The sequence below is a fragment of the Nitrososphaerota archaeon genome (assembly GCA_029785825.1).
Classification (GTDB): Archaea; Thermoproteota; Nitrososphaeria; order Nitrososphaerales; family Gagatemarchaeaceae; genus UBA183.
This window is the reverse complement of record JAFLYY010000001.1, coordinates 1,110,641-1,122,849: the sequence shown is the minus strand read 5'-3', so window position 1 is coordinate 1,122,849 and position 12,209 is coordinate 1,110,641. Positions and strand designations below refer to the sequence as shown.

Here is a 12,209-nt window from a genome sequence, read left to right as displayed (position 1 = left end):
ATCAGCCGAAGATGACTTTCCCGAGCTTCTCGGCGATAGCGAGCGGGTCTTGATTCTGCCAGACGTTCCGCCCGACCGCGACCCCCGTCCCCCCCGCCTGCATGACCCCGCGGACCTGCTGCAGGAAGCCCTCGTCGGTCGGCGCCTTCGGACCCCCGCTCATGAACACCTTGACCCCCGCAGCCGCCTTGACGGCCCAGGAGAACGTCGCGGGGTCGCCCGTGTACTTGATTTTCACGGCGTCTGCTCCTATCTCCAGCCCCGCTCTCGCCGCGTAGGCGACGATCTCCTTCGAAGTGTCGTTCTGGACGGACTCTCCTCGCGGGTAGATCCACGCGACCGCAGGGAGCCCCCTCTCGTGGGCCTCCTCCTGAATCCTGCCGAACTCCGATAACATCTTGGCTTCCCGCTCGCTGCCGAGATAGATGGTGTAGCCGACCCCCTTCGCCCCCAGCGAGACCGCCTGTTCGACGCTGCAGACCTGGCTCGAGATCGGTTCCCCCTTTGGGAGGCTGCTCTTCCCGTTCAGCTTTATCATCAGCGGCACCTTCCCGTCGTAGTACCTTTCAGCGACCCCCTTCTGGAAGATCACCCCGCAGAACCCTCCCTTGGACGCGATGTCCATGATGAAGGCGGGGTCTATGTTCCTGTCGTCGAAGTCCTTCGATGGGCCGTGCTCCAACCCCTGGTCGTAGGCCAGGAGCATGCTCTTCCCGTCCTTCAGGAACGGGGCCATCCGCTCGTGTCTCATGAAACCCGAACCTCGTCCGGCGTATTTAACGATGCCACCCTCGCCAGGTCCGAGCCCCTCCCCGCGGCCGACAGGGGACGATACCATACAACCTCTAGGAACTTGACCTCCGGTGCATGCCTCGTCCTGTCGGCGAGTCTAGCGGCCGAAGGACTGCGCAAGCTTCAGGAGGCCCGTGCTCACGTTCTTCGGTCTCAGCGCCTTCTCGACCGGGACCTGGACTACCTCGTCCCCGTGAAGGGCGACCATGACGTCAGACCTCCCTTCCCTTATCAGGTCCACTGCCGCAGCGCCGAGCCTGGTCGCATAGACCCTGTCGAAGGCCGAAGGGGGGCCCCCGCGCACCAGGTGCCCCAGGACTACCTCCCTGGCCTCCAGCCCCGTCCTCTTGGTCACTTCGGAGGCGAGGAGCGCCCCGATCCCTCCCAGGATGGGGTGCCCGAACTGGTCGAGCCTCTGGCCGACCGTCGACTGCGAGGCGTTGGCAAGTCTGGCCCCCTCGGCAGCCACTATCAGCGAGAACCTCTTCCCTGCGTTCTTCCTCCGATCGAGGACCGAACATACCTCGTCCAGGTCCACCGGCTCCTCCGGGGCGAGGACCACATGAGCCCCGCAGGCGATCCCCGCGTGGACCGCCACCCAGCCTGCGTCTCTTCCCATCACCTCGACCACCATGACCCTCTCGTGCGACTCCCCGGTCGTCCTCACCCTGTCGATGGCCTCGACGGCGACGTTCACCGCCGAATCGAATCCGAAGGTCACGTCGGTCTCGGAGAGGTCGTTGTCCATGGTCTTCGGCGCCGCCACGAACTTGAGGCCGGCGGACGCCAGCCTGTGGGCGACCCCCTGGGTGTCTTCTCCGCCGATCACCAAGAGCGCGTCGAGGCCCAGTCTCTTCACGTTCTTCATGACAAGCTCCGGGCCTCCCTCCTTCTTGTAGGGGTTCGTCCTGCTCGTCAGGAGGACCGTCCCTCCCTCCGATACTATGTCTTCGACGGCTTCGTAGGCTAGGTGAAAGGTGTCGGGCTCGACCAGCCCTGCCCATCCCCTCCGGATGCCCACCATCTCATAGCCGTACTCCTCCCCCCGGTGCACGGCGGCCCTGATCAGAGCGTTGATCCCGCCGCAGTCTCCTCCGCCGCTCAGAATCCCGATCTTCATGCTTCCTCGTCGGGGAACCAGAACGCCCGTTAATAACGGGCACTCCGCTCCGGCGTAAGAGCCTGCCGACTCCCTCGCAGGGCAGGGCCGTGCGAAGGCGGCAAGTCCCGAGCCCAGCCTCCGTCGGCAGCCGCAGTATCTCCGGGCCGAACGGTGGGAGCCGCGCGTCCGGCCAAAGACTGGAGGCGCCCTTGCTTTGCCCTATGGGAATATGCCGAGGGTCCTGACGGCGTCGGCTACCCTGCCGACCGCGACTATCATCGCGGCGGTCCTCATGTCTGTATCGTGCTTGAGGCTGGCTGCGTGCACGTCTCCGAAGGCCCCTGTGATCTTCTTCTGGAGCATGTCGTTGACCTCTGTCTCTGTCCATCCGATCCTCTCGAGGTTCTGAACCCACTCCAGGTAGCTTACGATCACTCCGCCTGAGTTGGCCAGGATGTCCGGGACGACGAAGACCTTGTTGGCGTGCAGGATCTTGTCTGCCTCCGGCGTAGTGGGGCCGTTCGCGCACTCCGTGACTATCTTCGCCTTGACCCCCTTCGCTATCTCTGGGAGGATGGTGTTCTCGAGGGCGGCCGGGCTGAGTATGTCGACGTCCATCTGCAGCAGCTCCTTCTCAGACGCCTTCTGGCTCCCAGGGAAGCCGACCACCGAGCCGGTCTTCTCCTTGTAGGCGATGAGCTTGGTCGCGTCGATCGGCGTCTTGCTCGTGATCGCGCCCTGAGAGTCGCTGGCTCCCATGAGCCTGGGACCGTACCCCTGCAGGATCTCAGCAAAGTTGGAGCCGGCGTTCCCGAAGCCTTCGACCGCGAAGGTCGCCTTCTTCAGGTCGATCTTGTTCACCTTGGCCGCTTCTACCGTGCAAAAGACCGCGCCCCTGCCGGTCGCCTTGTCCCTGCCGAGCGACCCGCCCAGCGGGACGGGCTTCCCGGTGACAACGCCGGGGGACATGTGCCCCTCGAGGGCGCTGTAGGTGTCCAATATCCACGCCATGGTCTGGGCGTTCGTGTAGACGTCGGGCGCCGGGATGTCCTTGTACGGGCCGATGAACGGCGCTATGGCTGCCGCGTATCTGCGGGTGAGCCTCTCGAGCTCCTGCTGAGACATGTGTTTGGGGTCGCAGATGATCCCTCCCTTGGCGCCCCCATAGGGGATGTCAGCGACGCTGGTCTTCCAAGTCATCCACGCGGAAAGGGCCTTCACCTCGTCCAGGGTGACCCCGGGGTGATATCTTATGCCGCCCTTGAACGGGCCGCGGGCGTCGTTGTACTGAACCCGGTATCCGGTAAAGACGTGGACGCTCCCGTTGTCCATCCTGACGGGGAGTGAGACCGTGAGCTGCCTCTTCGGCGCGGAGAGGATCTGGAACGTGTTTTCGTCAAGCTTCAGGTACCCCGCGGCGTTCCGCAGCTGCTGGGTCGCGCTCTCGAACGGGTTAGGCTTAGCCTGATTGGTTTCTTCCATCATTGCTTTCTGAGCCACAAATTTGGCCTTTTTAATATTCTATATAACAGGAAGCGTCGGTTCTCACATCAGAGAACCAGCGAGCTCCGTCACCTTGGACCGCCAGTCCTGCGCCTTCACCACGCTGCTCGCCACCAGGACCCCGTCCGCCCCCAGCTCCACGGCCCTCCTCACGTCCTCGCCTGACACTATCCCCGCACCGCACAGGATGCCTCCCTTGAACCCGGACTCCCTTACAGCCGACACCGTCTTCTGCACGAGGCCGGGCTTCGCCCGGGAGACGGCGATGCCGCTGCCTATGAGCCCCGGCGGCTCGACGGCGACATATCTCGGAGAGAGGGAGGCCAGCACCGACGCCTCTCTGGTCGTCCTGGCGCAGAGGCAGACCCCCATCCTCATCCCTTGCACCCTGGGGACCAGCTCGGACAGCTCCGAGAAGGGGAGCCTGGACTCGCTGTGGTTCAGTATGGTCCCCACGGCGCCGGCTGCCTTAGCGGCCTCTGGGAGCACCGCTCCCGTGGTCTTGTCTCCGACCTCGCTTCCCACGGCCTGGCTGTACACCTTCGCCCCCGTTCTTGCCACCAGGGCGAGCATCGGGAGCGGAGGGGCGATGATCGCTTCCACGCTCAGATCTTCCCCGGCGGCCTTCACAGCTTCCGCCAGCCTCAGCGAGCCGTCTCCCATCGTCTCAGGGTAGTTCTTGCAGTTTACGATAATCGTCCTCAACGGAGGTGCGGTGTCGAGCGGCTGCAGGGTGTCTTAAAGGGTGGCGTAGAAGGAATGGCTGTCCGGCTCAGGGGTCGCACTACGCCCCGTCGTCGTCTGAGTCCTCTTCCCAGCCGTCTTCGTCCAAGTCCTCGTCCAGCTCTTCGTCAAGTTCTTGGTCCTCTTCGGACATGCTCGCCCGCCGATTTAGATTGCCCTATTAAACGTCGCGGTCTCAGACTCGTCCGCCGCTTTTTCCGCCGGAAAACAAAGGTTAACAGAAACTCCAGGCGAACGATTGCCGTTGGCCGCGGCCATCCTTCCAATGGACGTCAGGTCGGTCGCGAGGGCCGCGGAGAGCGTCAGGGCCGGGGGGCTTGTGGTCTATCCGACGGACACGGTCTACGGGCTGGGGTGCGACCCCTTCAACGAGGGCGCCGTCGACCGTCTCTTCGCGGCCAAGGGGAGGGAGGCGAAGGCCGTCCCGGTGCTCTGCAGCTCCCTCGACAAGGCCAGAGACCTAGTCGACCTCGACTCGAAGGCCAGGCAGCTCGCGGAAGCGAGATGGCCGGGGGCGCTCACAATCGTGGCGCCTCTCAAGATGCGCGTACCGGACCGTCTGAGCCAGGGGCCATATCTCGGGGTGAGGGTCCCGAACCATCCCGGATGCCTCGAGCTCATCTCGGCCTGCGGCGGGTGGCTGACCGGGACGAGCGCGAACATCTCGGGGAGGCCTTCGGCGAAGAGCGCCGACGAAGCCCGCAGGCAGCTTGGGGCGTCAGTCGACCTCATACTCGACGGGGGCCCGGCGTCGGGAGCCGAGTCCACCGTCGTCAGAGTGGTCGGTGGGGTGGTCACAATCTTAAGAACCGGTCCGGTCGGGGTCGAAACGAAGTGAAGGGCGGACGAACCTCGTAGTCACGTCAGGCAAGGGGCTCGAGGCGAGAGCCTCCGCAGAGTTCAAGGAGATCGCCCTGCTCTCCGGGATAAGGAAACTGGTCATAGACAGGTCCGCCTATGACGGGGTGATAGAGGTGGACGTCGAGGACCCGAAGGCCCTCATTTCGTTCATCACAGAATATGTCCGTTCCGAGCCGTTCAGGGTCCACTACATACTCAGGATAATCCCCGTCCACCGGGTGGTGGACACGAAGGTGGAGGAGATCGTCAAGACGGTAAAGGAGCTCTCCGCAGGGATAGGGCCGGGGGAGACTTTCAGGATAACAATCGAAGCGAGGGAGTCTCCATACACTGACAAGCAGCTCATCGACGCCCTCGCCGACGCCGTCGACAGGAAGGTCGACCTGGAGTCGCCTGACAAGATAGTCCTCCTGGAGATATTCGGGGAATACTCTGGGATATCCGTGATCTCTCCCGACGAGATAGTCAGCATCCAGAAGCTCAAGCGGGCAGTCTAGCCGCGTTCCGCTCCCAAGAGAGCCGCCCGCTCTATCTTGTGCAGCTCGGCCCTGCTCAGCCTGCGGCTAGGAAGCTCCTCCCCAGAGAACCCTGGAGGACGCTTCGGGTCCTCCAGACCGGCGACGATCGCGATGAACGGGGCGCCGCCTCTCGCCCCCCGCGTCTCTATGGCCTTCTTGATCTGGGTCGTCCCAGCGAGCCTCAGGAGGAGGTCTATCTCGGGCTTCCTCGCGAGCATGCTCCCAGACGACATGGCCTCGAATGTCTGGGCGGCCAGCATCTCGACGAAGAACTCGTTGTCTGCCGCTTCGCGGCCCACCGCCTGGACGACCGAGCCGGGGTTCTCCATGCTGAGGGCCCTCTTGGCCAGGTCGGGGGTGAGGGAACCGCTGCAGACGAATGCTTTCGCTCGGGCCAGGTCGTGGTCACCCGCCGTGGGAGTAGGGGACCAAGGCGACTCTCGCGCCGTCAGGGATCAGCACGGCCCTCCCTGCGGGCACGAACGCCTCCCCATCTTCGACGACGACCAGCGTATTGTACCTCGTGAACCCTGGGTCTCGGAGCGCGGCCAGCGCACGGACCTTCTCCACCACTTCGGACGCCTCGATCCCCCCTTCGGCGAGCGACACCTCCTCGGCACCGACGGCGCTGGCAATGTGCCCCATGCACTTCACCCTGATCATTCCGTGTTCAGGAAGAGGAGCCTTTCCTTATACCTTCTCCCGTCGTAGTTCGTACCGGCCGGGGCCAACCGCCCCCCGCCGTCCGGTAGCCTCTTCCTGAGGGTCTCCGTCGTGGCGGACCGCAGCTCTGCCAGAGGGAACCGGACGGCCACCGGCCTGGGGTCTATCAAATGCATGGACGTCTTGCAGGGGAAGAGCCTGCCGGTCCTTGCTGCCGAGACGACGTCGTCCTTGGTCAGCCTCCTCGGGATGACCACTATCCTCCTCTTCGCCTGGAGCTCGACGTCGACGTCGTCTTCCGGGACGAACCGCCTCTGCCACCCTTCCTTCTCCGAGCGCCCATCGAAGATGGCCATTGCCGCTCCGACCTCGTCCTGCGTCCCGCGCCCCCCCATCAGGTAGGCCGAGTCCGAGGTCAAAACGGCGAGGAGCGTTTCTCGCCTCTGCAGGGCTGAGAACGCCTCCGCCAGGGACGTCCTCCTCGCGTCTCCCGCCTCAGCGACGGCGGCTGCCGCCGAGTCGCCTTCTTTCAACGTGTAGCATCTGGCCCATCGGCCGAGAGTGATGGCCTTCGAGCTGTACTCGACCGAACAGCAGACCGCGTTCTCCTCTCCCATCTCCTTGAACGCCGCCATCCTGTGCATCCCGTCGAGGACCGTCCCCGTATCCCTGTCTATGATGATGGGGTCCTTCTGCACGCCGTCGCCGGTCATCTCCGCGACGAGGTCCCTGACGTGTGTTGGGATGGTCTCTTCGTGGGGGCGGAGCGAGCTTACGGCCCTGATCCCCAGGGAGAAGCCCGCCGTCGCCAGGGCCAAGGCCTACTCCTTCGACTCTTCTACGGCCGGCTCTTCGCTGTCTTCAGCGTCACCCTGGCGAGTCTTGGTGATGTAGCCGGCGATCCTGTTGCGGAGCTGCTTGGAAGGGATAATCGCCATCTCCTCGAGAGCCTTCTTGTTGGCTTCGAAGTCGATGCCGAAGGCCTCGGGGTGCCTCTGCATGATCTCCTCTGAAAGCCTCCTGGTCCTGTCCAACTTCCGTCAAGCCCGCCCGAGTGCCAACATTAACCTTTCGAGAGCCGTCCTAGGAAGCCCATCGCGTTCCCTGACGTCAGGGAGAGGGCCTCCTGGAAGGGCTTCCCCCACAGCTCCCCCAGCTTGAAAGCGACAGATGGGACGAGCGGGGTGCCTCCGACTCCTCCCAGGGGGGCATAGGGGACGGGGTTGTCCGACTCGGTGAGCGCCAGCGAAGGGTCGCACCGCTTCGCGACGCGTTGGACCCTCTTCGAATAGATCAGGGCAGGGCTGAATGAGACGAACCACCCACGCTGCATCACCGAGCCGAGGGCGTCCTCGGCTTCCAGCCAGTGCATGAGGACCCCTTTCAACCTGTAGCTCCCAAGGACCTCCACCGACTGCGCTTCGGCCCCCCTCGAGTGCACCTGCACCGGGAGCCCCCTCCTCTCAGCCGCTTCGAGCTGGGCCTCGAACGCCTTCAGCTGGTCGCTCCCCGGACCAGTGGGGGAGTAGGAGGGGTCGAGCCCGATCTCCCCGACTCCCGCTGCCCCGTCGAGCGCTCTTCCGAGCCACCCTAAGTCTCCTGACTTCGTCGCCTCGGATGGGTGGACCCCCACGAACGGTTCCAGCCCCCTATGGGATGCAGCGGCGCGAAGGAGGGCGACCGAAGACCGTTCGTCGACCCCGCAGGGGAGCAGGACCGCCCCGCTGGCCTCGGCGTAGGAGACGACCCTCTCCGCGTCTGGGGAGTCGAGGTGGAGGTGGGAATCGACGAAACGCACACCCTGCCTAGGCTCGGGTGGGTATTTCAGGCCACGCTATGGCGTTCCGTCATAAAGCTGGACGTGTGAACGACCGACTGCATTTTTTCCCCCTATTTTTCGAATAGGGGCGAACCTGGGCTCTCTGGGGCCGAAAACAGACCGGAGAGAGGGCGAAAGGGGCTAAAGGTTTTTAAATACACCGCGTCTAATGCGAGGGCGTATGTCCAGTTCGGAGTTCGGCCTTGCGGCCGTCTACCGGGTGATAAAGAAGGCCGGGGCGGAAAGGGTGGGGGACGACGCGGCCATCGAGCTCCGGTCAGAGCTCGAAGCCCTGGGCGTGCAGATATCGAAGAGGGCCGTGACCCTCGCCGCTCACGCGGGGAGGAAGACGGTCAAGCCCTCAGACATCAAGCTGGCAGCCGAAGAAATCCTGAAGCCGAACCAATAGGGGATCGGCCCGCCTGGGGCCTGAAAACTCGCGGTTTTCACGGGCAAATCACTATATCCACTCTCTCTGAGGGCACGCCGAGCCCCGGTGGTGTAGCCCGGTCAAGCATGTTAGCCTCTCGACGTAGTTGGGAGACAGCTAGCGACGCGAGTTCAAATCTCGCCCGGGGCATCCCGTGAGTGCATCATATGCTTCCGTTGCCCAAACGCGGCCGCGGGGAACGCCTGGGACGAATTCGGGCAGGACCTTTGCTCTGGAAGACAGCTCGAGACCGCAGGGAGAACATCGGCCCGCTCAGCGGCCAGCCCCCCCGGGCATGCTACAGGTTCGCCAAGACGCGCCCGAGGGCGTGCGAAAGACCTCCGTGAGCGGATAATCGGGCAGCTAGATTTAGTGGAATCAGAGCCCAGATCATCGTGGACTTGGGCCATTCTCACTATCGAGAACCGGCCGCCGCTCTTATCTGCGATGCACGCGCCGAGCCGCGCATGGGCATACTTGACGGCAAAGTCGCAATAATCACCGGCGCAGGTTCCGGGGTCGGCAGGGCGATGTCTAACCAGTTCGCTGAGAACGGAGCGTCCGTCCTGGTGGTAGACGTCGTCTCAGATAGGGTCGACCAGGTGGTGAAAGAAACGCGGGCCAAGAGCCCGGCAAAGGTGGAAGGGATGACCCTCGACCTCTCCCTCAAGGAGAGTCCCGACCTCATGGTCGACCACGCCGCGAAGGTGTTCGGCAAGGTGGATATCCTCTGCAACAACGCCGGGATCATGGACGGGGTCCGCCCGGTAGTAGACACCCCGGACGGCGTCTGGGAGAAGGTCATGGACATCAACATCAACGCGCCCTTCCGTGCAAGCAGGCGCGCCATCCCGCTGATGCAAACGTCTGGCAGAGGGTCGATAATCAACACGGCTTCGGTGGCCGGGTTCTTCGGAGGGGTAGCGGGAGCCGCTTATACGACTTCGAAGCATGCCCTCATCGGCCTGACGCGGAGCATCGCGGCCCAGTACGGGAGCGCGGGGATAAGGTGCAATGCCATGGTCCTCGGCGCAGTGAATACCAACATAGGGGTAGGGGGCACGGCGCCCGACCCTAAGGGGATGGAACACCTCATGAAGGCGATGGCGACGCTGCCGAGGACCGGCGAGCCGGGCGAGATCGCCGAGCTGGCCCTCTTCTTGGCGTCCGACAAGTCGTCCCTTGTGAACGGCTCGTGCATCGTAATCGACGGCGGCTGGACGCTCCTCTAGCACACTCTATCCATCCAGCCCCAAGGGGCCTAGGGACCAACGGGCGCCTCGTCCACGGGCTTCCAAAAGCAATCACGGGTATGCAAATGCCCGCCCCTATCTGTCCCGGGGCACGGTTTACCGTGTTCAGATGCCATTCCGCCCAGTTCTCGTCGGGGCGATCTATCGACCAAGTCGTCTCCTCGGAACGATGGTCGTCAGGGAGACAAGCCGACAACACTGGGCTTCCAGAGCCGAGCGACGAGGAAGTATGCTACCACGAAAGCAAGAGCGAGAACAGAAACGGCGCCGACGAGCCAGTCGTTCCCGGAGAACAAGTAAAAGCGAACGGGCACAATCGCCAGTGTGATGATGCTCACTGCGGCGAGCCAATCCAGAACGAACTTCCTTGCGTCTCTCATGGCGGCAAGTCGTGGCTCTCCTCTACGCTGTTTACTAAACCCTGCCGTCAGTCAAACAGCTGCATGAAAGGCCAGTCAAAGGCCCCTGCCTCGGTCCGGCAGGACGGAGAAGCGAATCCGGCATCTGGTCGTCACGACCAAGGGCTCGCTCGGCTGTTTACGCGGGCCCCTTCGAACATGTTCACTGCGCGGCTTCGAACCTATCCCGTTCCCCGAGGCCATAAATTCATACCCATCTGCGGTCTAAATCTCGCCCGGGGCGCTCGGGTCAGAATTCTCAACGGGCGTGACGCCCCGTCCCCTCTTCGGGACGCAAGCTGCGGCCGCCGTGATGCGCGGGTCAGCAGAGCTACGCCCACGGATGGGTTTCCGTCTTCAAGGAAACCCGCCGCTTAACTACGTGCAGACGTCTCAAGGTGCCGAAAATGCAAAGGCGAAACATTCAGTCGTTTCTACTCCTGTGCTCTCTGCTCTTCGCCGGGTTCGTCGGCGCCGCCGGTGCCCTGCCTGCCGGCGCGCAGTCCCCTCCGCAGATCTTCGTCAGTCCAGCGGGGAGCGACGTGACCGGGACGGGATCTCTGACCGCCCCGTATGCGACCATCTCGCACGCGGTCTCCGTGGCGAGCGGCGGTTCCATAATCATCGTCGAGCCCGGTACCTACAACGAGATGGTGAACATAACCAAGCGCGTCACCATCGAGTCGGCCAGCTCAGAGGCGTCCCTAACTGTGGTCAACGCCATCGGACAGACCTACGGCATAGAAGTCATAGGCCCCGCCGCGAGCGGGACCGTAATCGAAGGGCTCACGGTGTCGCACGCAGACAACCACGGGATCTTCGTCCAGGATTCAGTCGACGTCACTATCGAGGGCAACCTAGTGGCTAACAACGGCCTCAGGCCCTCTGTCTGTCCAGCGGCTCCCGCCGTGCCCACCTCTCCCTGCATTGAGGAGAACAAGGCCATCGAACTGGTCGGGACCTCGAACTCCACCGTCGCAGCCAACACTGTCATAAACAACGTCGCCGATGGAGGGATCGGGGTGGCCGACGACGGGCACATTAACCCCGGCGGCCTGAGCAACGGGACTCCGAACCCCGCTTTCGGCAACGTCATCACAGGCAACACCGTGATAGGCAACGCCGGCGGCTGCGGAATAGTGGTGGCGGCGTACAACCCCGGAGAGGGCGTGACCGATAACGTGGTCAGCTCCAACTATGTCGGCAACGGGCTCCCTGGAGGCATAGTGGTCGCCGCCGACATCCCTCACACCTCAGCGATAAACAACAGCGTAATCGACAACACTGTCCTCAACAACCTGATACCCGGAATAATAGTCCACAGCAACACACCGGGCGACCTGGTCTCCGGGACCAGAGTCGTCGGGAACATAGTCAGCGGCAACGCCGGCTTCGGCCCCAAGACCACCGGGATAACCCTGATCGGCGCCATAAGCGGCTCCGCAGTCGTGACGCAGACCATCATCTCTGGGAACTTCATACACAACGAGTTCTTCGGAGTCCTCGCGGCGAACGCGACTGAAACCGCAGTCCTCTCCGACAACAGCTTCGACCACACCGTGACAGTTCCGGTCCAGGGAGCAGTCGTCTCCCAGCTGTCCCTCTCTTCGCTCAGCGGCGGGCTGAGCGCCCTCTCAGGCACGGTCGGTTCCCTGAGCTCGACCGTCAACAGCACAAACAGCCAGGTGTCAACCCTGAGCATCGTATCATACACAGCCCTAGGAGTAGCGATAGTGCTCGGCCTCGCAGCCATGGTCCTCTCGGTGAGGAAACGTGGCTAAGGGCCGACGCCCATCCTTTTTCGATTTCTCGCTGTTTTCGTAGATCCGGACAGATTCTGCACACAGCGCTCAAAGGGGCCGCCTGAAGGAAGGGTCTCTGCCCGCGTAGTCTCGTCCCCGCAGACAGGCGGCTCACGGCACTGATCCAGAGCGGCGGCTCCAAGGACGGGCTCGTGAGCGCCCAGAGGTCGCTCGGCCGTGCTTCGGTGGTCGAGCTCGCGCTGATGCTCCTTACGCTCACCGCTATGGTGGCGGCGGGCTTCGCCTAGAAATCAGAGTTCCCTATTCGTCCATGCGTCGCCCTCCCGCTTCACAGCAGAGGCCGGTGAAGAGCCGAGTTTCCTA

The 12,209-nt window shown here is 63.4% G+C and carries 15 protein-coding genes and 1 tRNA gene; 6 read left to right on the top strand and 10 right to left on the bottom strand.

Annotated features, from left to right (window positions below):
* Position 1: 1 nt before the first annotated feature.
* The 4 genes from JRN21_05895 to JRN21_05880 all read right to left on the bottom strand — a co-directional run bounded on the left by JRN21_05895 (position 2) and on the right by JRN21_05880 (position 4,102).
* Positions 2 to 751 carry an aldolase gene (locus tag JRN21_05895; GenBank protein ID MDG6988843.1) on the bottom strand — a complete coding sequence of 250 codons (750 nt, stop codon included), beginning with the start codon at positions 749 to 751 and terminating at the stop codon, positions 2 to 4.
* A gap of 138 nt (positions 752 to 889) precedes the next feature.
* Positions 890 to 1,912 (bottom strand): ATP-dependent 6-phosphofructokinase, encoded by a 1,023-nt coding sequence (locus JRN21_05890; GenBank protein ID MDG6988842.1) that lies wholly within the window; start codon positions 1,910 to 1,912, stop codon positions 890 to 892.
* Between the two features lie 201 nt (positions 1,913 to 2,113).
* Positions 2,114 to 3,379, bottom strand: coding sequence for a Glu/Leu/Phe/Val dehydrogenase (locus JRN21_05885; protein MDG6988841.1), 1,266 nt, complete (start codon positions 3,377 to 3,379; stop codon positions 2,114 to 2,116).
* 60 nt (positions 3,380 to 3,439) lie between these two features.
* The gene (locus tag JRN21_05880) at positions 3,440 to 4,102 is read right to left on the bottom strand and encodes a triosephosphate isomerase (protein ID MDG6988840.1); all 663 of its coding nucleotides are present in this window, start codon (positions 4,100 to 4,102) and stop codon (positions 3,440 to 3,442) included.
* Between the two features lie 283 nt (positions 4,103 to 4,385).
* Between JRN21_05880 and JRN21_05875 the strand changes: the two genes are divergently transcribed.
* Positions 4,386 to 4,979, top strand: a complete 594-nt coding sequence (locus JRN21_05875; GenBank protein ID MDG6988839.1) for a threonylcarbamoyl-AMP synthase — start codon at positions 4,386 to 4,388, stop codon at positions 4,977 to 4,979.
* Between the two features lie 127 nt (positions 4,980 to 5,106).
* Positions 5,107 to 5,499 carry a THUMP domain-containing protein gene (locus tag JRN21_05870; GenBank protein ID MDG6988838.1) on the top strand — a complete coding sequence of 131 codons (393 nt, stop codon included), beginning with the start codon at positions 5,107 to 5,109 and terminating at the stop codon, positions 5,497 to 5,499.
* On the opposite strand, the gene JRN21_05865 is transcribed toward JRN21_05870, so the two are convergent.
* The 5 genes from JRN21_05865 to JRN21_05845 form a co-directional block, all read right to left on the bottom strand.
* Positions 5,496 to 5,849 carry a hypothetical protein gene (locus JRN21_05865; GenBank protein MDG6988837.1) on the bottom strand — a complete coding sequence of 118 codons (354 nt, stop codon included), beginning with the start codon at positions 5,847 to 5,849 and terminating at the stop codon, positions 5,496 to 5,498. The genes JRN21_05870 and JRN21_05865 overlap by 4 nt on opposite strands.
* 76 nt (positions 5,850 to 5,925) lie before the next feature.
* Positions 5,926 to 6,183: a hypothetical protein gene (locus JRN21_05860; GenBank protein MDG6988836.1), complete on the bottom strand. Its 258-nt coding sequence runs from the start codon at positions 6,181 to 6,183 to the stop codon at positions 5,926 to 5,928.
* Positions 6,180 to 7,001 (bottom strand): ParB N-terminal domain-containing protein, encoded by an 822-nt coding sequence (locus JRN21_05855; GenBank protein ID MDG6988835.1) that lies wholly within the window; start codon positions 6,999 to 7,001, stop codon positions 6,180 to 6,182. Before JRN21_05855 ends, JRN21_05860 begins: the two co-directional genes overlap by 4 nt.
* 3 nt (positions 7,002 to 7,004) lie before the next feature.
* The gene (locus JRN21_05850) at positions 7,005 to 7,184 is read right to left on the bottom strand and encodes a 30S ribosomal protein S17e (GenBank protein MDG6988834.1); all 180 of its coding nucleotides are present in this window, start codon (positions 7,182 to 7,184) and stop codon (positions 7,005 to 7,007) included.
* Between the two features lie 62 nt (positions 7,185 to 7,246).
* Positions 7,247 to 7,981, bottom strand: a complete 735-nt coding sequence (locus tag JRN21_05845; protein MDG6988833.1) for a TatD family hydrolase — start codon at positions 7,979 to 7,981, stop codon at positions 7,247 to 7,249.
* A 202-nt stretch (positions 7,982 to 8,183) separates the two neighbouring features.
* Between JRN21_05845 and JRN21_05840 the strand changes: the two genes are divergently transcribed.
* The 3 genes from JRN21_05840 to JRN21_05830 all read left to right on the top strand — a co-directional run bounded on the left by JRN21_05840 (position 8,184) and on the right by JRN21_05830 (position 9,664).
* Positions 8,184 to 8,411, top strand: a complete 228-nt coding sequence (locus tag JRN21_05840) for a histone family protein (protein MDG6988832.1) — start codon at positions 8,184 to 8,186, stop codon at positions 8,409 to 8,411.
* A gap of 81 nt (positions 8,412 to 8,492) precedes the next feature.
* Positions 8,493 to 8,582 (top strand) — tRNA-Glu (locus tag JRN21_05835).
* Positions 8,583 to 8,899: 317 nt separating this feature from the next.
* Entirely contained in the window at positions 8,900 to 9,664 is a 765-nt protein-coding gene (locus JRN21_05830; protein ID MDG6988831.1) for an SDR family oxidoreductase, read from the top strand.
* A gap of 197 nt (positions 9,665 to 9,861) precedes the next feature.
* Here the strand turns inward: JRN21_05830 and JRN21_05825 are convergent, their stop codons facing one another.
* Positions 9,862 to 10,065, bottom strand: coding sequence for a hypothetical protein (locus JRN21_05825; GenBank protein ID MDG6988830.1), 204 nt, complete (start codon positions 10,063 to 10,065; stop codon positions 9,862 to 9,864).
* A 425-nt stretch (positions 10,066 to 10,490) separates the two neighbouring features.
* Between JRN21_05825 and JRN21_05820 the strand changes: the two genes are divergently transcribed.
* On the top strand, positions 10,491 to 11,864 hold the full coding sequence (locus tag JRN21_05820; GenBank protein MDG6988829.1) for a right-handed parallel beta-helix repeat-containing protein: 1,374 nt from the start codon (positions 10,491 to 10,493) through the stop codon (positions 11,862 to 11,864).
* Positions 11,865 to 12,209 lie beyond the last annotated feature (345 nt).

What these genes read in the sequence shown, in the direction of transcription:
- JRN21_05895 (MDG6988843.1), bottom strand. Translation starts at nt 751, where the DNA reads ATGAGACACGAGCGGATGGCCCCGTTCCTGAAGGACGGGAAGAGCATG.
- JRN21_05890 (MDG6988842.1), bottom strand. Translation starts at nt 1,912, where the DNA reads ATGAAGATCGGGATTCTGAGCGGCGGAGGAGACTGCGGCGGGATCAAC.
- JRN21_05885 (MDG6988841.1), bottom strand. Translation starts at nt 3,379, where the DNA reads ATGATGGAAGAAACCAATCAGGCTAAGCCTAACCCGTTCGAGAGCGCG.
- JRN21_05865 (MDG6988837.1), bottom strand. Translation starts at nt 5,849, where the DNA reads ATGGAGAACCCCGGCTCGGTCGTCCAGGCGGTGGGCCGCGAAGCGGCA.
- JRN21_05860 (MDG6988836.1), bottom strand. Translation starts at nt 6,183, where the DNA reads ATGATCAGGGTGAAGTGCATGGGGCACATTGCCAGCGCCGTCGGTGCC.
- JRN21_05850 (MDG6988834.1), bottom strand. Translation starts at nt 7,184, where the DNA reads ATGCAGAGGCACCCCGAGGCCTTCGGCATCGACTTCGAAGCCAACAAG.
- JRN21_05840 (MDG6988832.1), top strand. Translation starts at nt 8,184, where the DNA reads ATGTCCAGTTCGGAGTTCGGCCTTGCGGCCGTCTACCGGGTGATAAAG.
- JRN21_05830 (MDG6988831.1), top strand. Translation starts at nt 8,900, where the DNA reads ATGGGCATACTTGACGGCAAAGTCGCAATAATCACCGGCGCAGGTTCC.
- JRN21_05825 (MDG6988830.1), bottom strand. Translation starts at nt 10,065, where the DNA reads ATGAGAGACGCAAGGAAGTTCGTTCTGGATTGGCTCGCCGCAGTGAGC.
- JRN21_05820 (MDG6988829.1), top strand. Translation starts at nt 10,491, where the DNA reads ATGCAAAGGCGAAACATTCAGTCGTTTCTACTCCTGTGCTCTCTGCTC.